The sequence below is a fragment of the Paenibacillus sp. MDV22-iso6 genome (genome assembly GCF_058408365.1).
Genome location: NZ_JBZVDZ010000005.1, coordinates 116,846 through 137,107, shown reverse-complemented (window position 1 = coordinate 137,107; position 20,262 = coordinate 116,846). Strand labels below are relative to the sequence as shown.

The 20,262-nt window shown below is 45.2% G+C and carries 22 protein-coding genes; all 22 read left to right on the top strand.

Annotated features, from left to right (window positions below):
• Positions 1 to 34: 34 nt before the first annotated feature.
• Positions 35 to 1,033, top strand: a complete 999-nt coding sequence (fliM, locus tag AC4PM4_RS15650; protein WP_024630222.1) for a flagellar motor switch protein FliM — start codon at positions 35 to 37, stop codon at positions 1,031 to 1,033.
• Positions 1,023 to 2,285 (top strand): flagellar motor switch phosphatase FliY, encoded by a 1,263-nt coding sequence (fliY, locus tag AC4PM4_RS15645; protein ID WP_063566402.1) that lies wholly within the window; start codon positions 1,023 to 1,025, stop codon positions 2,283 to 2,285. Before fliM ends, fliY begins: the two co-directional genes overlap by 11 nt.
• A gap of 28 nt (positions 2,286 to 2,313) precedes the next feature.
• Positions 2,314 to 2,679, top strand: coding sequence for a response regulator (locus tag AC4PM4_RS15640; RefSeq protein ID WP_017689175.1), 366 nt, complete (start codon positions 2,314 to 2,316; stop codon positions 2,677 to 2,679).
• An 8-nt stretch (positions 2,680 to 2,687) separates the two neighbouring features.
• The gene (locus tag AC4PM4_RS15635; RefSeq protein ID WP_371121409.1) at positions 2,688 to 3,227 is read left to right on the top strand and encodes a flagellar biosynthetic protein FliO; all 540 of its coding nucleotides are present in this window, start codon (positions 2,688 to 2,690) and stop codon (positions 3,225 to 3,227) included.
• Positions 3,224 to 3,979, top strand: a complete 756-nt coding sequence (gene fliP, locus AC4PM4_RS15630; protein ID WP_063566400.1) for a flagellar type III secretion system pore protein FliP — start codon at positions 3,224 to 3,226, stop codon at positions 3,977 to 3,979. Before AC4PM4_RS15635 ends, fliP begins: the two co-directional genes overlap by 4 nt.
• A gap of 25 nt (positions 3,980 to 4,004) precedes the next feature.
• The gene (gene fliQ / locus AC4PM4_RS15625) at positions 4,005 to 4,274 is read left to right on the top strand and encodes a flagellar biosynthesis protein FliQ (protein ID WP_024630226.1); all 270 of its coding nucleotides are present in this window, start codon (positions 4,005 to 4,007) and stop codon (positions 4,272 to 4,274) included.
• A 10-nt stretch (positions 4,275 to 4,284) separates the two neighbouring features.
• Positions 4,285 to 5,073, top strand: a complete 789-nt coding sequence (gene fliR / locus AC4PM4_RS15620; protein ID WP_063566399.1) for a flagellar biosynthetic protein FliR — start codon at positions 4,285 to 4,287, stop codon at positions 5,071 to 5,073.
• A gap of 23 nt (positions 5,074 to 5,096) precedes the next feature.
• The gene (flhB, locus tag AC4PM4_RS15615) at positions 5,097 to 6,179 is read left to right on the top strand and encodes a flagellar biosynthesis protein FlhB (protein ID WP_063566398.1); all 1,083 of its coding nucleotides are present in this window, start codon (positions 5,097 to 5,099) and stop codon (positions 6,177 to 6,179) included.
• A 25-nt stretch (positions 6,180 to 6,204) separates the two neighbouring features.
• A complete protein-coding gene (flhA, locus tag AC4PM4_RS15610) occupies positions 6,205 to 8,238 on the top strand; it encodes a flagellar biosynthesis protein FlhA (protein ID WP_063566397.1) in 2,034 nt (677 codons plus the stop codon).
• Complete coding sequence (flhF, locus tag AC4PM4_RS15605) at positions 8,235 to 9,590, top strand: flagellar biosynthesis GTPase FlhF (RefSeq protein WP_072732406.1); 1,356 nt, start codon at positions 8,235 to 8,237, stop codon at positions 9,588 to 9,590. Before flhA ends, flhF begins: the two co-directional genes overlap by 4 nt.
• On the top strand, positions 9,587 to 10,474 hold the full coding sequence (locus tag AC4PM4_RS15600; protein WP_269055956.1) for a MinD/ParA family protein: 888 nt from the start codon (positions 9,587 to 9,589) through the stop codon (positions 10,472 to 10,474). The genes flhF and AC4PM4_RS15600 overlap by 4 nt, the downstream gene beginning before the upstream one ends.
• A 33-nt stretch (positions 10,475 to 10,507) precedes the next feature.
• Positions 10,508 to 11,944 carry a protein-glutamate methylesterase/protein-glutamine glutaminase gene (locus AC4PM4_RS15595; RefSeq protein ID WP_491614018.1) on the top strand — a complete coding sequence of 479 codons (1,437 nt, stop codon included), beginning with the start codon at positions 10,508 to 10,510 and terminating at the stop codon, positions 11,942 to 11,944.
• A 32-nt stretch (positions 11,945 to 11,976) separates the two neighbouring features.
• Positions 11,977 to 14,052: a chemotaxis protein CheW gene (locus AC4PM4_RS15590; protein ID WP_491614017.1), complete on the top strand. Its 2,076-nt coding sequence runs from the start codon at positions 11,977 to 11,979 to the stop codon at positions 14,050 to 14,052.
• 42 nt (positions 14,053 to 14,094) lie between these two features.
• A complete protein-coding gene (locus tag AC4PM4_RS15585; RefSeq protein ID WP_063566392.1) occupies positions 14,095 to 14,556 on the top strand; it encodes a chemotaxis protein CheW in 462 nt (153 codons plus the stop codon).
• 37 nt (positions 14,557 to 14,593) lie between these two features.
• The gene (locus AC4PM4_RS15580) at positions 14,594 to 15,187 is read left to right on the top strand and encodes a chemotaxis protein CheC (RefSeq protein WP_090807429.1); all 594 of its coding nucleotides are present in this window, start codon (positions 14,594 to 14,596) and stop codon (positions 15,185 to 15,187) included.
• Positions 15,180 to 15,677, top strand: coding sequence for a chemotaxis protein CheD (locus tag AC4PM4_RS15575; RefSeq protein WP_063566391.1), 498 nt, complete (start codon positions 15,180 to 15,182; stop codon positions 15,675 to 15,677). The genes AC4PM4_RS15580 and AC4PM4_RS15575 overlap by 8 nt, the downstream gene beginning before the upstream one ends.
• Positions 15,678 to 15,680: 3 nt before the next feature.
• Complete coding sequence (locus tag AC4PM4_RS15570; protein WP_079694678.1) at positions 15,681 to 16,124, top strand: hypothetical protein; 444 nt, start codon at positions 15,681 to 15,683, stop codon at positions 16,122 to 16,124.
• 15 nt (positions 16,125 to 16,139) lie between these two features.
• Entirely contained in the window at positions 16,140 to 16,928 is a 789-nt protein-coding gene (locus tag AC4PM4_RS15565) for a FliA/WhiG family RNA polymerase sigma factor (RefSeq protein WP_072732409.1), read from the top strand.
• 74 nt (positions 16,929 to 17,002) lie between these two features.
• Positions 17,003 to 18,412 carry a flagellar assembly protein A gene (locus AC4PM4_RS15560; RefSeq protein WP_079694677.1) on the top strand — a complete coding sequence of 470 codons (1,410 nt, stop codon included), beginning with the start codon at positions 17,003 to 17,005 and terminating at the stop codon, positions 18,410 to 18,412.
• A gap of 52 nt (positions 18,413 to 18,464) precedes the next feature.
• Complete coding sequence (locus AC4PM4_RS15555) at positions 18,465 to 18,779, top strand: hypothetical protein (protein ID WP_063566388.1); 315 nt, start codon at positions 18,465 to 18,467, stop codon at positions 18,777 to 18,779.
• 66 nt (positions 18,780 to 18,845) lie between these two features.
• Complete coding sequence (locus tag AC4PM4_RS15550) at positions 18,846 to 19,418, top strand: DUF6115 domain-containing protein (protein WP_063566387.1); 573 nt, start codon at positions 18,846 to 18,848, stop codon at positions 19,416 to 19,418.
• Between the two features lie 3 nt (positions 19,419 to 19,421).
• The gene (locus tag AC4PM4_RS15545; RefSeq protein WP_072732411.1) at positions 19,422 to 20,054 is read left to right on the top strand and encodes an endolytic transglycosylase MltG; all 633 of its coding nucleotides are present in this window, start codon (positions 19,422 to 19,424) and stop codon (positions 20,052 to 20,054) included.
• Positions 20,055 to 20,262: the final 208 nt, after the last annotated feature.

Below are 20,262 nucleotides of genomic sequence, written 5' to 3'. Positions count from 1 at the left end.
AGGACACGCTGTAAATCTGTAAGGGGGTGAGAACATGGTGGATGTATTATCACAAAATGAGATTGACGCCCTATTAGCTGCCCTTTCTTCTGGTGAGATGGATGCCGAGGAATTGAAAAAGGAAGAAACTCAAAAGAAAATTAGATCGTACGATTTTAAGCGGGCGGTTCGTTTTTCCAAAGATCATATTCGAAGCTTGACCCGTATTCACGAAAATTTTGCACGCTTTCTCACCACTTATTTTTCAGCCCAACTGCGGACGTTCGTTCAGATCAATGTCGTTCAGGTTGAACAGTTGCCTTATGACGAGTTTATCCGTTCTATTCCGAAGATGACGATTTTAAACATATTTGAGGCGGAGCCATTACAGGGACGGATGGTGATGGAGGTTCATCCCAACGTGGGTTATGCAATGCTGGATCGTCTGCTTGGCGGAACAGGAAATGCACCGACAAAGATCGCATCGATGACGGAAATTGAGACGACGATTATGGAGCGGATTTTCAGCCGTGCATTTGAGAGTTTGCAAGAAGCATGGAAGACGGTGTTGGATATTTCTCCAAGGATGGAAGCACTGGAGACCAATCCGCAATTTATGCAGATTGTATCTCCTAATGAGACCATTGCTTTGATCTCACTGAGTACCAAAATCGGTGACACCACAGGCATGATCAATTTGTGTATCCCGCATGTCGTTCTTGAACCTATTATGTCTCGGTTGTCGACTCATCAGTGGTTTGTTTCGGAGAAAAAGACGAGAGCTCCGGAAGAATATGATGCTCTCAAAGAGCGTGTGAACAAAGCCAAATTGCCCGTCGTTGCGGAGTTGGGAGAATCCAGGATTTCGATTGCTGAATTTTTGGGTCTGTCTGTTGGCGATGTCATTACGTTGAACAAACCAGTTGATGAGGGATTGTCCATTAAAGTTGGAGACAGGCTGAAGTACATGGGTAGCCCGGGAACGATCAAGGATCGTGTGGCTGTGCAAATAGACAAGATTGTCACCGAAGGAGTTGAAGAATTTGACGAGTAAGGATTATTTATCCCAAGAAGAAATCGATGCTTTGCTCAGACAATCGGAATCGATGAACAGTTCGGAACCGGCTGAGAAAACAGTTGATGATTTTTTGACCGAGCTGGAACAGGATGCCTTGGGGGAAATTGGTAACATTACTTTTGGTAGTGCGGCGACAGCTTTGTCCACGCTATTGGGCCTAAAAGTAGATATTACAACACCTAAGGTGTCCATCATCAGTCGGACACAGTTTGATGAAGCCTTTCCTAAACCTCACGTTGCAGTACATGTGAATTATGTGGATGGATTTGAAGGGATCAACTCGCTAGTCATCAAAAAACGGGATGCTCAAGTCATAGCTGATCTGATGCTTGGCGGCGAAGGAAATCCGGTTGATGAAGAACTAAATGAAATCCATATCAGTGCAGTACAGGAAGCGATGAATCAGATGATGGGTTCGTCTGCTACTTCCATGTCCACAATCTTTAACCGTTTCGTGAATATTTCTCCTCCGGGAATTGATATTCTCAATATGGAAAGTGGTGAGGGAGTCAGCAATCTTCCAGAAGATGAGACGTTGATCCAGGTATCATTCCGTCTGTTGATTGGTGACCTGATTGATTCCAATCTTATGCAGCTGCTTCCAGTGCATTTTGCCAAAGAAATGGTAGAGATGTTGATTGGAGGGGCTCAAGAGTCTACTGCTAGTGCACCAGTTGCGTCTACTCCAGAGCCAGTACCGGCAGCAGTACCGGTTGCCCCTGAGCAACCTCCGGTTCAGCAACAGGTACCGCCACAGGCACAACAGCCGCCTGTTCAAGATTATAATGGCTATGGACAGGCTCCAATGGGGATGCCGCAAGGAATGCCGCCACAGCAGCCGTATGGCATGCCTCCGCAGCAACCTTATGGTGTACCGCAGCATTACGGCGGTGTGCCGAATAGGAATGTAAACGTACAACCGGTTCAATTCGCCAATTTGCAAAATGGGGCGTTCGGCCAGGTAGACGAAAACAATTTGAATTTATTGATGGACATTCCCCTTAAAGTCACCGTAGAATTAGGAAGGACCCAGAAGCAAATTAAGGATATTTTAGAACTGTCACAAGGTTCAATTGTCGAGCTGGACAAGCTGGCCGGTGAACCTGTCGATATTTTGGTGAATAACAAGTTGATTGCCAAAGGTGAGGTTGTCGTAATTGACGAAAACTTTGGTGTTCGTGTTATAGATATCGTAAGCCAATGGGACCGAATTCAGAAATTACAATAAGCACAATTTAGGGAGGACTTGAATCAAGATGGCAAACCGAATTTTAGTCGTGGACGACGCTGCATTTATGAGAATGATGATCCGGGACATTTTGTCCAAAAACGGATACGAGGTCGTTGGCGAAGCACAGGATGGATCACAAGCAATTGAGAAGTTTAAGGAGCTTCGTCCTGATCTGATCACAATGGATATTACCATGCCTGAGATGGATGGTATTGCAGCTTTGAAAGAAATTAAAAAAATTGATGCTAACGCAAAAGTGATTATGTGCTCTGCGATGGGTCAACAAGCGATGGTTATTGATGCAATCCAAGCTGGAGCTAAAGATTTCATCGTGAAACCGTTCCAATCTGACCGCGTTATCGAAGCAATCAGCAAAACGCTGGGCGTTTAAGAGACATGATGATGGCTCAGGATAAGATTCCAGATGATGTGGGCACGGGAGTCAATTATTATTTTCAGCTTGTATGGGTGATTGTTGTCCTGGCCGTCATTCTGGTTCTTATAGTCTATCTGATTCGTTTTCTGAACAAACGGAATCAGCGATGGTTCCGGAACGGCACAATTCGTATTTTGGGTGGGGTCGGACTGGGACCAAACAAGTCGCTGCAAATTATAGAAATTGGCGGTAGTGTTTATCTACTCGGCGTGGGTGATGACATACAGCTGGTGGATAAGGTTTCGGATCTTGAAGAGGCACAGCGAATCATTGATTCATTTGAACGGGATGCTTCAGCTCAACAGGGAAGCCTTTCGCCTCTCATTGCAAAGCTGGCAGCCCGCTTGCGCAAAGATGAACCGCCACGGGAAATGGAACTCGAGGATACAACCTCTTTTCACGAACTGTTTGAATCTAAACTTCGGCAGATGCCTAACCGTAAAGAGAAGATGGAGAAGGTCCTGGAAGAAGACAATACTACAGATCGGTCGAGGGATTCATGAAGAAAAAGATTTGGTTGGCGTGTTTTTTCATAGGACTCATCAGTCTGGCCTCGGTCACTGTTGCCTTTGCCGAACCGATTCCGAATATTGATATTCAAATTGGTAACGGGGATGGGGGTACACCAAGTACGAGTTCACTGTCCATTATCCTGTTGATCACAGTACTTAGTATCGCACCAGCCTTGCTGGTACTGATGACCAGTTTTACACGGATTGTTATCGTTCTCGGTTTTGTGCGGACATCCTTGGGTACGCAGCAAATGCCACCCAATCAGGTGCTGGTCGGTTTAGCACTTTTTCTGACACTTTTCATCATGTCACCGACGTTGTCGTCCATCAATCAGGTAGCGCTTCAGCCCTATCTCAAGGGAGACATCACACAAACCGAAGCGTTGGAAAAAGCTGCGGATCCCATGAAGAAGTTTATGTTCTCTCACACTAGGGAGAAAGACCTATTGCTGTTTATGAAGTACAATCAAACCGAAAAGCCAAGCACATACCAGGATATTCCGATTACTGTGATGGTACCGGCATATGCAATCAGTGAGTTGAAGACAGCATTCCAGATGGGATTCATGATCTTTATTCCATTCTTGGTTATAGACATTGTAGTTGCGAGTACACTCATGGCTATGGGGATGATGATGCTTCCACCTGTCATGATCTCATTACCTTTCAAAATACTGTTATTTGTACTTGTCGATGGCTGGTATCTGGTCGTGAAGTCACTGTTGCTGAGTTTTAACACTTGAGCCGGCATATTAAAGGAGGACGGTCATGACTTCGGAGTTTATTATCGGTCTGGCCGGGAAAGCGGTCTATACTTCACTGCTGGCCAGCGCACCCATGCTTATTCTAGCTCTGGTTGTAGGACTCATTATCAGTGTGTTTCAGGCAACCACTCAAATTCAGGAGCAAACCCTGGCCTTTGTGCCTAAAATCATTGCTGTACTTCTGGCAGTACTTTTGTTTGGTCCTTGGATATTGAATATACTGGTCGATTTCACGTATAACATTCTCGATAATTTATACAGATACATAGGGTAGGCTGTTGCAGATGGAGACATTGTTGCAAAGTTTTCCTGTCGCTCTGCTTATGTTTTGTCGAATAGCATCATTTTTTGTAACTGCGCCGGTCTTCTCGGCTCGGAATGTGCCGAATTCTCTTAAAATTGGTTTATCGGCATTCGTAACCTTTACGGTGTATATGGTATACGGCATAGACCAGGTTGTACCTACAGATCTGAGTTATATCCTGCTGGTTATCCGAGAGATATTGATTGGCTTGCTCTTAGGCTTTGTTGCTTATCTGTTAATGACGGCTATACAGACCGCTGGAACTTTTATTGATCTTCAGATTGGTTTTGGTATGGCCAACGTATATGATCCAATGACAGGTGCTTCTGCACCACTTACAGGTAACTTCAAATATGCTTTTGCGGTATTGCTCTTTCTGACAATGAACGGACATCATTATCTGCTCGATGCCATTGTATATAGTTATCGCTGGATTCCGTTGTCGAATGTATTCTTTCTACGATTGGCAGATGGAAGTATTGCTGAATTTTTGGTGCGTACCTTAGGTCAATCATTTATGTTGGCTTTTCAGATGTCTGCGCCGATTGTAGTTGCTCTGTTTTTGACAGATGTAGGATTGGGATTCTTGGCGAAGACGGCTCCTCAATTTAACGTATTTGCCGTCGGAATGCCACTGAAAGTACTCGTAGGGCTTGCTATTTTGCTTTTGCTGGTTCCCAGTTTTGCCTTTGTGTTTAGTCAATTGTTCGAAGTAATGTTCAGATCCATGGAAAACTTGCTTGGGACCATTGGACAGAGGCCGGGCTGAGTGAAACGGAGGACAAGATTCGAATGAAATATCAACTCGACCTCCAGATGTTTGCTGGGGAAAAAACAGAGAAGGCTACCCCGAAAAAAAGACAGGATACGCGAAAAAAAGGACAGGTTGTCAAAAGTATGGAACTGTCCGGCGCATCCATTCTCCTATTCACGTTTTTGATCATGATGATGTTCAGTAACTTTTATAAAGAACGAATAGTTCGACTGTTTACGGACATCTTCATAAATCGACTCAGTATGGAGATCACCGGGGAGAATGTTGTCGCTCTGATGATGCGATATGGTATCGAGATAATGCTGTTGCTTGCTCCTGCTTTGCTAGGTGCGGTACTTGTTGCGTTAATCGTTAATTACATGCAGGTTGGTTTTCTTCTTGTAGGGGAAGGTTTGAAGCCAAAACTTGAGAAGTTGGATCCGATCAAAGGGTTCAAAAATATTTTTTCTCTCCGTTCTTTGGTGGAATTCGCTAAATCGATTCTAAAAATGTCAATTATCGGTTTTCTCGTTTACAGTACAATCACAAGTTACCAATCAGATATTGCTTCACTATCACATTTTTCACTGGATGCTATTCTTCATTTTGCTGCTTCGATTACCTTAAACTTGGGAATTAAAATTGCCGTAGCGCTCCTGGTACTTGCAGTATTCGATTACATGTATCAGAAGTATGATTATGAGAAAAACATTCGGATGTCCAAGCAAGACATCAAGGACGAATACAAAAAAATGGAAGGTGACCCACTGATCAAGGGGAAAATCAGGGAGCGTCAGCGTCGTATGGCTGTGCAGCGTATGATGCAGGAAGTTCCCAAAGCGGACGTGATTATCACCAACCCGACTCACTTTGCCGTTGCGCTTAAGTATGAAGGCTCGGAGATGGAAGCACCGCAGATTATAGCCAAAGGTCAGGATTACGTTGCCTTGCGTATTAAGGAAATTGCCAAAGAGCACGGTGTCATTACAATGGAAAACAAGCCGCTGGCACGGGCATTGTTCCAGAGAGCCGAGATTGGTGACGCCATACCGGCTGATTTGTTTCAAGCGGTAGCCGAAGTGCTGGCTTATGTATATAAATTAAAGGGCAGAACGAAATAACAAGGGATCGGAGGCCGTACATTCATTGAAAACAAAAGATATAGCTGTCCTTGCGGGTATCATCGGCATCGTGTTGATGATGATTCTCCCGATCCCAACCTGGTTGTTGGATATGTTGCTTGTCATCAATATCTCAATTGCACTGATGATATTGCTTGTTGCAATGAACAGCAAAGAGGCACTGCAATTTTCCATCTTTCCTGCATTGTTGCTGATCACGACGTTGTTTCGATTAGCACTCAATATATCGACAACGAAACTGATTCTGGGAGAAGGAGACGCAGGTTCGGTAGTCGCTACCTTTGGTAGCTGGATAGCTGGTGGACAGATCGCAATTGGATTCATTGTGTTTCTGATTCTCGTCGTGGTTCAATTTATCGTTATTACGAAGGGATCAGAGCGTGTAGCTGAAGTCGCAGCACGATTCACCCTCGATGCGATGCCTGGTAAACAGATGAGTATTGACGCAGATTTGAATGCTGGTCTGATCAACGAGCAGCAAGCACGTGAACGTCGTTCCAAAATTGAACGCGAAGCTGACTTCTACGGCGCCATGGATGGAGCGAGTAAATTTGTAAAAGGAGACGCTATTGCGAGCATCATTATTCTCCTGATTAATCTCATTGGTGGATTTATCATCGGAATGACGGTTCATGGTCTCGATTTTGCAGAATCACTGTCTACCTACTCTGTGTTAACGATCGGGGATGGACTGGTAAGCCAGATTCCTGCACTCCTGATATCTACAGCAGCAGGTCTTATTGTAACTAGAGCATCATCGGAAGGGAATTTGGCCGATGACATTACGGGACAATTGTTTACATACCCGACGCTCCTTTATATTGTAGCTTTTGTAATAGCAATGCTCGGTTTTTTCACACCGATTCATATTATTACAACGTTGCCGCTTGCAGGTTTGCTGGCTTTTGCTGGATGGAGGATGCAGAATAATCTGAATCAGAAGCAAGAGGCAGAGGAGCAAATGGAAGAGGAGCAGCAGATTGAAGAAGTTAGAAGTCCGGAGAGTGTAATCAACCTTCTTCAGGTTGACCCTATTGAGTTTGAATTTGGTTACGGTTTGATTCCTCTGGCAGACAACCAGCAGGGCGGAGACTTATTGGATCGGATCATTATGATTCGTAGGCAATGTGCTCTTGAACTGGGGTTAGTCGTTCCGGTTATCCGGATTCGGGATAATATCCAATTAAGACCGAATGAATATGTTATCAAAATTAAGGGTAATGTTGTTGGCGGCGGAGAACTGTTGTTGAATCATTATCTGGCCATGAGTCCGGGTTATGAAGAAGAATCTGTTACAGGGATTGAAACGACAGAGCCAGCTTTTGGCCTTCCAGCCTTATGGATAGATGAAGTAACCAAAGACAGAGCTGAACTTGCAGGATATACAGTTGTAGATCCTCCTTCAGTAGTAGCCACACATCTGACTGAATTGATTAAGAAGCATGCGCATGAGTTACTTGGCAGACAAGAAACGAAAGCACTTGTGGATAATCTCAGAGAGAATTATGCTGCGCTGGTGGATGAACTCATCCCATCCGTCCTGTCCATCGGAGATGTACAGAAAGTACTCGCCAAGTTGTTGCGTGAGAAAGTTTCCATTCGTGATATGGTTACAATCTTCGAGACACTGGCGGACTACGGAACGTATACCAAAGACCCAGATGTGCTGACGGAATACGTGAGACAATCCCTATCTCGTCAGATTACCCAGCAATTCTCCCAAAAAGGGGAGACGCTCAGAGTAATAACTGTTGGACCTGGTCTAGAGAAGAAAATTGCTGAGAGTGTACAGCAATCGGATCAAGGCAGTTACCTTGCATTAGATCCAGCTTCAACACAAAGTGTATATCAAAAGTTGACTGAACAAGTTAATCGATTGATCCAGTCGGGCCAGCAGCCTGTTGTATTAACTTCTCCAACCATTCGTATGTATCTGCGTCAGGTGATTGAACGCACCATGCAGGATATACCAGTTCTTTCCTATAGTGAGTTGGAGCCGAATGTTGAAATCCAAAGTGTCGGGGTGGTGAACTTATGAGAGTAAAACAATACGTCGTTGAGACCATGCCCGAAGCTATGCTTCAAATTCGCAAAGACCTGGGAAGTGATGCCGTCATTCTGTCCACCAAGGAAATCAAGGTAGGCGGTGTGCTGGGGATGTTCCGTAAGAAAAGGATCGAAGTTGTAGCAGCAGTGGATAAGGAAGAAAAAAAACAGGCAACAAAGCAAGTGCAAAACCAATTTACACCGGTACCTCGCGCATTTGTACCTGAGGCATATCGACAAACGGCTCGTTCGTTTGTCGTTGCTTCTGACGAAGCGGCTGCCAGTATCGCTGAAAAAAATGTGCAAGAGAAAACTACGGATGCCACAGCTGTGTCTGAATCGAGTAAACTCGGTTCAGACATGAGCAACGGCAGATCTTCTTTGAGTATCGAGCATAAACCGCGACCGCAAGGGGCGGATTTTTCGGGTTTAACATCTGCCAGTGGGCAGCAGGAGCAGGCGAACGATCCGCAGCAGGGCCAACTGATGTCTGAATTGCAGGAGCTCAAACTGATGATGACCAAGTTGTCTAAGCAAGGAGCAACGGCAGATCCGTTACCAGAGGAGTTCCACGCTCTTCGAGAAAGGTTGATGGAGCAAGACATTTGGCCAGAAGTATGGGAATCTTGGTTTGATGTTGTTCAGACGAAGCTCTCTGAAAAAGAATTAGATGAAGCAGAAGCCGTTCAAGCAGTGCAACTGGAAATATCACATTTTTTGGAGAAACGTATCGACGTGGGTATTTTGCCAACTACACGCATTGTATATGTAGCTGGGCCAACTGGAGTTGGTAAAACAACGACCATTGCCAAACTGGCTGCTGAACAGATGTTCAACTATCAGCGAAAGGTAGGGTTCATCACTTCGGATACTTATCGTATCTCAGCGGTAGAACAACTTAGAACGTACGCATCCATTTTAAATGTCCCGCTAGAGGTCGTACAGTCCCCAGGTGATACACAACGTGCAATCTCCCGTCTTGAGGAATGTGATCTAATCTTCATGGATACAGCCGGAAGAAACTACAGAAATGAGTTGCTTGTTTCAGAACTGCAAAGCCTACTCGCGCCTGTGGAAAATAGTGAAACTTTTTTGGTTTTGAGCATGACTTCCAAAAGTGCCGATATGGTTCAAATAACGGAGCATTTCAGCAAATATGGGCTGGATAAGGTCATTTTTACGAAGATGGATGAGACCGGAAGCTGTGGCCCGATGTTTAACCTGCTGCATCGTTTTCCACTTAAACTTGCTTATGTGGCTAACGGACAAAATGTGCCGGATGATCTACTCAAGCCTGATGCGGATTCGCTGACCAAACAATTGTTAGGAGAGCTTGTACGATGAAGGACCAGGCAGCCTCACTCAGAAGTATGGTCTCCATGCCTAACGGAGTGGAGGGAAGAGGACGTGACTCACGCTCCTCCAAAATCATAACCGTTGCCAGTGGAAAGGGAGGGGTTGGTAAATCCAACTTTACACTTAACTTTGCACTGAGCTTACAGGCAATGGGGCAAAAGGTATTGGTGTTTGATGCAGATATAGGGATGGCTAATATCGATGTCCTAATGGGAACCTCTTCTCCTTATAATCTGTACCATCTGTTATACCGACAGAAATCCATACAGGAAATCATACAGCTTGGTGCAAGCGGGTTGCCTTATATCGCCGGAGGTTCGGGGATGAAAGAATTGTTCTCATTGTCAGATCGAGATCTGGAGTTTTTTGCTGGACAAGTTGAAGAGATTGCACAGGAGATGGACTATGTCATTTTTGATACAGGAGCAGGACTTTCCAGAGAAAATATGAAATTCATCGGTGCAGCCGATGAATGTCTGATCATCACCACACCTGAACCGACTTCAATAACCGATGCTTATGCTTTAGTTAAAGTTATGCATGGCCAGGAAAATGCCACACCCTTTCGGATGATCGTTAACCGGGCTGAAGACCAGCAAGAGGCGGAACGGGTGGCGGATAAAATAGCTGGAGTGGCAAAGAGATTTTTACAGATCGATATCCCGCTGCTTGGATATATTTCCGAAGATGCTCAGGTTGTAAAGGCAGTTAAAAGGCAAGTGCCATACAGTCTGGCATATCCGAATGCAAAAGCTTCCAGGGATATAGAGAAACTCGCACATCACTATTTGGCTGCACCTGCTGCTCCGGGATCCGAAACCTTGACAGGAATCAGAGGATTTATGAAAAAGTGGCTGAAGCGGACAACATGATTTCTGAATAAAGGAAACAGGGGTGGAAACAACATGGCGGTGTATCAAGTATTGGTTGTCGATGATTCCGCTTTTATGCGTAAAATTGTTTCAGATTTAATTGAAGCAGATTCGGAGTTTAAGGTTACGGCAACAGCATCAAATGGTAAGGAAGCTATTCAAAAAGCAATAGATTTGAAGCCCGATGTCATCACAATGGACGTTGAGATGCCTGAAATGAATGGATTGGACGCATTAAAATCGATCATGAAGCAATCTTTCGTCCCGGTGATTATGCTCTCGGGTATCAATGAACAAGGCATGAAAGAGACCATCATGGCGCTCGAGGCCGGTGCGTTTGACTTCATTCGTAAGCCATCGATTGTGCATGATCAGGATATTGCCCAAGTAGGTAAAGCATTGGTTGAGCGGATGCGAGCAGCTATGGATGAAATCAAGCGAAAAGCCGATCGTGAAGCATCGATGAAGAAACGGGATGAAGCACAGAGCAAACTGCTGCAACAGTCCCAGCGAGTTCACGTTGATCCACCTCCTTTACAAGACCGAAAAGGTTCTTTGAAGAAAAAAATAGAACCTGCCCAGTCAGGAGCACGATTTGGCAGTGGACAAACTGATTCCTTACGAGCAAAACCGAAGCAACCTACTGTTCCACTGACGAAGCAGAATACGGGACATCTGGACAAAAAGTTGGAGCCTTTGCGAGATTCAAATCGAGCTTCGAATGCCAGTACTGACAGAATAGCTAAGGCAAACAAGCCAACGCAATCTCCCAAGGAAAACCGTTTGTCTTCTCGATTGGCAGAACAGGAGACAGCTGCAGCTTCAGCTGAACCATCCAAAGATATTGCCAAGGTAATTCCGTCTCATAAGGGAGCAGGAGTACCGGAAGGATCATTTAACAAACTTGTGGCTATTGGTTGTTCAACTGGGGGACCGAGAGCCCTCAAAACTTTGCTGGAACAACTGCCAGGTGATTTACCTGCTCCAGTCATTATTGTTCAGCATATGCCGCCCAACTTTACCCGATCCCTTGCCCAGCGATTGAATACGTTCAGTGAACTGCATGTGGTTGAAGCTGAGGAAGGCATGGTTCTACGAAAAGGAACGGCCTATATTGCTCCTGGCGGCTTTCATGTCAAAGTCAACAAAACTGCAGATGGAAGGTTCACCATAAAGCTGACAGAGGAAGAACCAGTCAATGGACACAGGCCTTCAGTCGATACAATGTTTGAGTCGCTGCTGCCGTACACGTCATTGCAAAGACATCTGGTTTTACTGACAGGGATGGGCAGTGATGGCGCTCGTATGATGAAAAAATTGTATGAAGCGGGTGTCACTTCAACCTTTGCAGAGAATGAAGAAACTTGTGTTGTGTATGGTATGCCGCGTTCTGCTGTAGAGCTGCAATGCGTGCGTCATCTTCTGCCATTGCAGGAGATTGCGCCTAAACTTGTTCAAGCTGTGAAATAAACGGAGTTAACTCATGGAGGAGGTGCCTCACAATGGACATGAATCAATATTTATCTATGTTTATTGATGAGTCTAATGATCATCTGCAGTCCCTTAACGAAAATATGCTTCAACTCGAAGGCAGTCCGGAGGATCTGGGAATTGTTCAGGTCATATTCCGCTCTGCTCATACGTTGAAGGGTATGGCTGCTACAATGGGTTTTGAGGATTTGGCATCATTGACGCACAAAATGGAAAATGTGCTGGATCTGGTGCGCAACGAAAAGTTGAAAATGCAGGATTTCATTTTTGATACCCTGTTCAAGAGTTTGGATGCTTTGGAAACAATGGTTCAGGATATTACCGAAGGCGGAGAGGGTAAAGCGGATGTTTCCTCCATCGTAGCTTCTCTCCAAGCCATTGAGAGTGGTGAATGGACGGGAGGTACTGCTCCCGTAGCCGCAGTAAACCAATCACCAAGTACAGCAACACCAAGTGCGGTTGAACTGGACGAATTCCAGTACTCCGTATTGGATCAGTCCATAGCCGAAGGCCACCGTGTGCTCTATGTTGAAGTTCTTGTCAGCGAGCAGAGCCAGCTGAAGGGCGTACGTGCTTATATGGTCTTTGATCTATTAGAACGCTCGGGTGAGGTTGTTAAATCGTTCCCAACAGTTCAGGATATTGAGCAAGAGAAGTTTGAGCGCAGTTTCTCGTTGTATTACATAACGACCAAAGAGGCGCAGGAACTTGAAAAAGGCATTATGAGCATCTCAGAAATTGAGAGTGCCAAAGTCATTCAGCTGGATCAAGAGACTCTTCAGCAGATGACCAATCAGGCAGCGGCAACAGCTGAAGTGGAAGCTGCACCTGTTCCTGCTCCAGTAGAAGCATCATCGGAACCGAGTTCTTCATCAAAAGAAGAACCAAAGAAACCAGTAGCCACCAAAACAGTTGCACCAAAACAAGCTGCTACACCTTCACGTACCATCCGTGTGGATATAGAACGTCTGGATGTACTGATGAACTTGTTCAGCGAGTTACTGATCGATCGTTCACGACTGGAGCAGTTGGCCAGCGAGACGGGTAATAATGATTTATCGGATACGGTAGCTCATCTGAGCAGAGTCAGTACAGATTTGCAAAATATTGTACTGAAATTGCGGATGGTTCCTGTGGATACGGTATTCAACCGTTTCCCGCGTATGATTCGTGACCTGGCTAAAACACTCGACAAAAAGATTGATCTGGTCATTACGGGTGCCGAAACGGAACTTGATCGGACGGTAATTGATGAGATCGGCGATCCGCTGGTGCATTTGCTGCGTAATGCAGTTGACCATGGTGTTGAATCGATCGCAGAGCGTGTGGCAGCTGGTAAACCTGAATTGGGAACAGTTAATCTTCGGGCTTTCCACAGCGGAAATCATGTATTTATTGAAATCGAAGATGATGGTAAAGGCATTTACCGCGATAACCTTTTGAGAACAGCGGTCAAACGTGGGGTTGTTACCGAAGAACAAGGTGCCAAGATGAGCGATGATGAAGTGAACCAGTTATTGTTTGCACCAGGCTTCAGTACCGCTGATAAAATCTCGGATATCTCCGGCCGTGGAGTAGGATTGGATGTTGTGAAATCCAAAATCACTTCTCTTGGTGGTAATGTAACCATTCATTCGACACCGGGTAAAGGCACCAACTTCTCTGTTCAGTTACCATTGACCCTGTCCATTATCGCTGCGATGCTTGTTCGACTTGGATCCGAGAAATACGCCGTTCCTTTGTCTTCCATTGTAGAGACAGCCATTGTACAACGCGAACAGGTTCGTAATATTCATGGCAATAAAATGATTACGTTCCGTGAGTCTCTAATTCCGTACCTGTCATTGAGCGAAGTTTTCGGAGTGCCTGATTTCAATGATGCGAACGAACAAGAAACTGAGATCGTGGTCATTCGCAAAGGTGAACGTCTTGCAGCTGTAGCCGTTGAAGAATTTATTGGGCAGAGTGAGATTGTTCTTAAATCGATGGGTACTTATCTTCCTTCCATTGAAGGGATCTCTGGTGCAACGATTCTGGGAGATGGTCAAGTAGCTCTGATTCTTGACCCTAATGCATTTATTAAATAAGCACACAAGATAAGTCTTACATTTAATAGGGAGGTTTTTTCCATGGAAGAAGAGTTGAAAGTCATTGTCTTTAAATTAGGTTCCGAAGAGTACGGTATTGAAGTAGACAAGGTTCAGACGATTGAGCGTATGATGCCTATTACCCGTGTACCTAAGACCTTCTCTTTTGTAAAAGGAGTTATTAACTTACGTGGTGTTGTTATTCCCGTCATTGATCTACGTGGTCGATTCTCTTTGCCAGAAACAGAATACACCGATCAAACTCGTATTGTCATTGTAGGTGTGGACGATATGCAAGTTGGCTTTATCGTTGACTCTGCCAATGATGTTATTGACATCAAGCGTGACGCTATTGATAGTCCACCTGAAGTAGTTGGTGGAGTTAAAGCAAGATACCTGCGCGGTGTAGCCAAGCTGGAGGATGCGCGCTTGTTGATTATGCTTAACCTGAACGAAGTATTAAATAAAAGCGAGGTTGTACAGCTGGAAAGTATTGAGGGCTAACACCGTGGAACTGTTCAACCGATTTGAGGGATTCCAAATGGATGTGCTCAAAGAGGTCGGTAACATTGGAGCAGGCAACGCCGCAACGGCGTTGTCTCAGCTTCTCAATAGACCGATTGACATGGGTGTGCCTACAGTACAGATGCTTCCTTTTGAAGAAGTTGCTGAAAAAGTGGGCGGAGATGAACGTATAGTTGTTACTGTATTTCTTCGTGTTGAAGGCGAAGCACCAGGCAATCTGTTCTTTATGATGGCACCTGAGGCTGCCAAAATGCTGTTGAACCGGCTTGCTGGTTTTGATTTGAAGGAAGGTCTTGCATTCACGGAAATGGAACAGTCGGCTCTATCCGAAATCGGGAATATATTGGCCGGTTCATACCTTTCTTCTTTGGCAGATTTCACGAAACTATCTATGTATCCGACCGTTCCCGGACTTGCTATTGATATGGCAGGTGCCATTTTGAGTTATGGTCTGTTGCAGTTTGGTGAAATGGGCGACGATGCATTATTGATTGACACATCTTTCTTTGAAGGTGAAGATCAGGTAGAGGGTCAATTTTTCCTGATTCCGGATCCGCCTTCATTTGCTAAGATATTTGAATCTCTAGGGGTGCCACTGGATCATGATTGAAGACAAAAGCGTCGTTAAAGTCGGTATGGCGGATTTGAACATTGCTCATCTACCCGGCGTAATCCGTACGACTGGCTTGGGCTCTTGTGTGGGATTAACGATGTATGATCCGCATTTGAAGCTTGCCGGAATGGCGCATGTCATGCTCCCCACTTCAGAGATAGCTCGTGAAGGAACGTTGAACAAAGCCAAATATGCGGATACGGCATTGCCGGAATTGTTACAAAGAATGATACAACTCGGTGCATCTCGTTCACGTATTGTGTCCAAAATGGCTGGAGGGTCTCAGATGTTTGCCTTCGCGGGGGCAGGAGATACAATGCGTATCGGACCGAGGAATGCGGATTCTTGTCGGGAATGGTTAGAAAAGCTTGGGATTCCACTTCTTGCCGAAGATACCGGTGGGAATTACGGACGAACGATTGAAATGGACTGTGAAACTGGACTTTTGACTATTCGAAGTGTCCAAATGGGTGTAAAGGAACTATAAGACATGATAGGAAACTACCGTATTAATCTTGGAGCAGGCATAGTCGGATTTATTCTGACTTTTTTTGTAGCATACAGCAGCAATGTGTTGATGACCAGTTTAATTCGCGGGTTAATCGGCTTTGTAGCCTGGTTTGTCCTTGCTTATGGTTTACGCTGGGGACTGGGATTGCTGCTGAACCCTTCATCAGAGGGGAATGGGTATGGTTATGATTCACCGGGCGCTCAAGAACTAAGAGGTTCACAGGTGGACATTAAACTCGAAGACGATGGACAAGAGCTGAACGAATTGCTCAAACATGGACAGAACGCCTCCTCTGGGGAGAACCTTCCACCATCTGAGACGAAAGCTCCAACGGGATTTGCCCCTTTGGATCCGCCTAAACTTGTCCGGACCAAAGATCCGGAGGAGTTGGCGCAGGCCGTTCGTCACCTGACAGACAAATAAGGAGGGTGAAAGCAATTGAACGAGCGTAAAGCTTCACATTTGAACCATGCTGACTTGTGGGAAAAGTGGAAAGAACAAGGCGATCTTGAAGCCAAGAAAAGTTTGATCGAAAAATATCTTCATATTGTAAACTATGTATCCGGGCGTTTGGCTGTCGGTCTGCCCAAAAATGTCCCGAAAGATGATCTGGAGAGCAATGGAGTTATGGGATTGATTGATGCGTTGGAGAAATTTGACTATGAACGTGGTCTTCAATTTGAGACGTACGCATCCTGGCGGGTGCGCGGTGCGATCCTTGATGGTTTGCGTCAGGGAGATTGGGTTCCTCGTTCCGTGCGGGAGAAAGCAAAGCGGATTGAAGATGCTTACCAGCAGCTAGAGCAGACGTACTTGCGTTCTGTTAGTGACGAAGAAATGAGCCAGTATCTCGACGTGTCTACGAAAGACTTTCAACATATGCTTCAAGAAGTGGCAGTTATGTCGCTTTGCTCTCTGGAAGACCCAATCCGGGAAGAAGAGTCCGAGACTCGACTTTCATTAATGGTCGATGAAAAAGCAAAAAACCCGGATTATAAAGTAAATGAATTCTACTTAAAAGAAGCTCTAGTGCAAGGGCTTGAAAAATTGACGGTCAAAGAGAGAACGGTTGTTTCACTTTTATATTATGAAGATCTCTCTCTTAGTGAAATTGCTGAGGTTATGTCTCTTTCTCCGTCACGTATCTCGCAGCTGCACTCAAAGGCCATCTTACGGTTACGTGGAACGCTGGATAAACAAAAAGACTTGCTTATGCGTAAAGATTAATATAGTAATATATGAATAGAGAGCTTTAACATTGGATATTGGGGAGTGGAAAGTCTAAAGGGGGAAGAAATGCATTGACACAGCAGACTGTTTTGGAACAGTGTTTGAGCATTGTTTTATCAGATGATAAAAGTACGGCCTACCTTGAATTTTCCAAACAGGAAGAAGGTTTTACCTGTACACCGGATGAACTCGAAAAATTTATAGCGAGTCAGGGTATTAAGTATGGTGTGCTGCGCGAAGCGTTGCTTGTTTTTGTGAGTCATCCTGAGACTTATGTGAAGGATCGATACAAGATTGCCGAAGGAATTAAACCAGTACCGGGAACGAATGGCTTTATTAAAGTGCTAGTGGGCATGGACGATTCCAATGAACGGCGACCTTTGGAAGCAGAGAACGGAACAGTCGATTACAAAGAAGTGACTCGCTTAAACAATGTTCGAACAGGTCAAATCATTGCCGAACGAATTCCTCCTGTTGACGGCACGGTGGGAAGGGCTGTAACAGGTGAAGAAATACCATTTCGTCCAGGGAAAGAAGCACGCTTCAAAGTGGGGAAAAATGTTGTCGTTAACCCTGATGGATCTGCGATGTATGCCGCTCTGGATGGATTGGTTACCAAAACAGACGGCAACAAATTGAATGTGTTTCCGGTATACGAGGTCAATGGCGATGTGGATTATAACACCGGTAACATCGATTTTGTGGGTACAGTTGTCATTCGCGGCAATGTGCTTACCGGATTTAAAGTAAAAGCGGCAGGGGATATACGTGTCGTCGGAGGTGTCGAGGGAGCGGAGCTGGAAGCAGGTGGCTCTGTCGAAATTACCGGCGGTATTATTGGTTATAACAAAGGGCTTATACAAGCAGGACATAATGTGAAATGTACCTTTATTCAAGAAGGCAACGTCGATGCGGCTGAAAATGTCCTGGTATCCCAAAGTATTATGCATTCCACGATTCGTGCAGGTCATGCGGTAATCTGTGAAGGCACCAAAGGACTTATCGTTGGCGGGTCGATCCAGGCTGGAGAAAACGTCTCAGCACGCGTCGTCGGCAACAGTATGTCTACTGTGACTTCCATTGAAGTAGGGGTATTGCCTAAGCTCCGTAATGAGTTGAGTGACTTGCGTAAGGAAGTCAGAGAGCAGATGGATGCTTTGGATAAAACGAAAAAAGCTTTGACATTATTGGATCAGTTAGCTGCTGCAGGCCAACTGAGCCCGGATAGAATGTCCATGCGAATCAAACTGAGTGCTACACAAAAATCTGCCCTTCGTCTTAGCGAGGAAACCAAAACACGTATCTTTGAAATTGAGAAGGTTCTTGAAGATACAAGCAGGGCTCGCGTTGATATTCATAAGATGATTTATGGAGGCTCTAGAATAGTTATCGGCAGATACACCAAATTTATTAAAGATCCGGTAAGTCGAATATCTTTTTATTATCATGATGGGGATATAACAATGGTTCCATTCGTTTAAGTACAGCATTCAAGCACATGAAGAAATCCATTCGATACCGAGAGGTGAGCGTATGAGTTTCAAAGCGGTTGAGTTGCAGATTGCCGTACCTAGAACAAGTGAGGCGGGGCGTTATCAGAATGAAGCCCAGCAGAGACCGGTCATTGACCAGACCCTGCTAGCGGAACAAACGGCCAAAGAAGCAAATGAAGCAAGGCAACGAAGCGAGGCACTGGATGAAACAGCGCACACAGATGTACGCGATGGTCAATCTAGAAACAAAGAGCAGCAGAGCGGCTCCAACGAACCTGAAGCTACTTCAGCGCTGGAAACTGTCAAACCTGCCGAGCATCCATACAAAGGAAAACATATTGACCTGTCGTTGTAATGGATGACATGTGACTCACATGTAGTCTTGAGCACCGATGGCTGCATTAAAAGGAGAGAACCCAATTTGTCACCATGGATCATTATTGTCATATTAGGAGCCTGCGCAATTGCATATGCGCTTATCATGCCCAAGAAAAACAAAGTGCAGGAGCCTGGGCATCACCTGGTGCAAGAGATGGAATCTACGCTTGAACATTATATGGCTGAGATAGAAAACGACAATGATGCTCTCATTCAGCGTGTTGCTGAAATGAAGGGTGAGGCGACGGCGGCAGATCAGCGTATGCAATCACAGCTTCAGGAATTACAGCGGAGGCTGGATCAACTGGAAGAAAGTAAAACGACAGAAGCAGACGCATCCTCCAATATAATTCCGGTACATAGCACAAGCGGATTGCAAGCTCAAGCGCTTGTAGACAGTGTGCGAGCAGATTCGGCCCAACAGGTGTCAGAAGCAGAAGAGCAGACCTCTGAACAAGAATCTACGCCTCTACGTGAATCCATTAAGGACCGATATGCAGAGTTGTTTAATTTATATGCCGAAGGAAAGTCAGTGGATGCTATTGCCAAGCAGACGGGCATACAACGTGGAGAAGTACAGCTGATTTTGCAGCTGGCAGAACGGGAGGAGAGCTAACAGATGGACAAGCGCTCCTTATGGATTGGACTTGGAAGTGGCATGATTGTTGGTGCGGTATTGCTGCAGCTGGCAACGGTTGGACAAAACGCATTGTCTGAGAGTAGTCTCGACCCCGAGCTGGCTACAGCCAACCTGACGAAGGAACAGCTGGAATCGGCCGCCAAGAGCATGGATATGAAGCTTATAGCTTCTGATGATGAGCTGTATACAGAGGCTGAGTGGGTAAATAAGAAGAAACAGGAAAGCAGTGAACTACAGGGAAAAACGGCAACGGCACCTGAAGCCACAGATTCTGCTGTGAAACCGGAGCAACCCGACAATCCAAAGCAACCTGTCAACAATGAAAGCGACAAACAGAACGAAGTCACTCAGCCAGAGACGATCGAGCCGTCAACTCCTAACAGTCCCGAAGTTGCGGCTACCGTATCTTTCAAAGTACGTTCAGGAAACAGTCTGGCCATTGTGGCGGGGAATTTGGAGAAAGCCGGTATTGTAGATAGTGCACAAGCTTTTATTAAGGCTGGCAGAGCAGAGCGAATTAATACCAAAATACAAGTCGGGACCTATGACTTGGAAAAAGGCGAAAGTTTCAAATCTATTATTGCCAAGATTACAAAAGAACCGTCAAACTGAGTGCGCTCAGGCAGGGCGGTTTTTTTGTATAAATAATGACAAGTTTTGTGTCGCCATGAAGGAACGGAAATTTGCTTTGAAAGACTGTTGCATCAGGCAATCAGTTATGCTATATTAGATAACGGTGTTAAAACACACGCATGTGCTAATTTTGTTGAGGGTGCTTTCCTGATGGAGAGTCTTGGCGAAAAATGATGCCGGCGGAGGA

Coding starts and splice junctions, on each gene's coding strand:
- fliM (WP_024630222.1), top strand. CDS start 35: ATGGTGGATGTATTATCACAAAATGAGATTGACGCCCTATTAGCTGCC.
- AC4PM4_RS15640 (WP_017689175.1), top strand. CDS start 2,314: ATGGCAAACCGAATTTTAGTCGTGGACGACGCTGCATTTATGAGAATG.
- AC4PM4_RS15635 (WP_371121409.1), top strand. CDS start 2,688: ATGATGGCTCAGGATAAGATTCCAGATGATGTGGGCACGGGAGTCAAT.
- fliP (WP_063566400.1), top strand. CDS start 3,224: ATGAAGAAAAAGATTTGGTTGGCGTGTTTTTTCATAGGACTCATCAGT.
- fliQ (WP_024630226.1), top strand. CDS start 4,005: ATGACTTCGGAGTTTATTATCGGTCTGGCCGGGAAAGCGGTCTATACT.
- fliR (WP_063566399.1), top strand. CDS start 4,285: ATGGAGACATTGTTGCAAAGTTTTCCTGTCGCTCTGCTTATGTTTTGT.
- flhB (WP_063566398.1), top strand. CDS start 5,097: ATGAAATATCAACTCGACCTCCAGATGTTTGCTGGGGAAAAAACAGAG.
- flhF (WP_072732406.1), top strand. CDS start 8,235: ATGAGAGTAAAACAATACGTCGTTGAGACCATGCCCGAAGCTATGCTT.
- AC4PM4_RS15600 (WP_269055956.1), top strand. CDS start 9,587: ATGAAGGACCAGGCAGCCTCACTCAGAAGTATGGTCTCCATGCCTAAC.
- AC4PM4_RS15595 (WP_491614018.1), top strand. CDS start 10,508: ATGGCGGTGTATCAAGTATTGGTTGTCGATGATTCCGCTTTTATGCGT.
- AC4PM4_RS15590 (WP_491614017.1), top strand. CDS start 11,977: ATGGACATGAATCAATATTTATCTATGTTTATTGATGAGTCTAATGAT.
- AC4PM4_RS15585 (WP_063566392.1), top strand. CDS start 14,095: ATGGAAGAAGAGTTGAAAGTCATTGTCTTTAAATTAGGTTCCGAAGAG.
- AC4PM4_RS15580 (WP_090807429.1), top strand. CDS start 14,594: ATGGATGTGCTCAAAGAGGTCGGTAACATTGGAGCAGGCAACGCCGCA.
- AC4PM4_RS15575 (WP_063566391.1), top strand. CDS start 15,180: ATGATTGAAGACAAAAGCGTCGTTAAAGTCGGTATGGCGGATTTGAAC.
- AC4PM4_RS15570 (WP_079694678.1), top strand. CDS start 15,681: ATGATAGGAAACTACCGTATTAATCTTGGAGCAGGCATAGTCGGATTT.
- AC4PM4_RS15555 (WP_063566388.1), top strand. CDS start 18,465: ATGAGTTTCAAAGCGGTTGAGTTGCAGATTGCCGTACCTAGAACAAGT.
- AC4PM4_RS15545 (WP_072732411.1), top strand. CDS start 19,422: ATGGACAAGCGCTCCTTATGGATTGGACTTGGAAGTGGCATGATTGTT.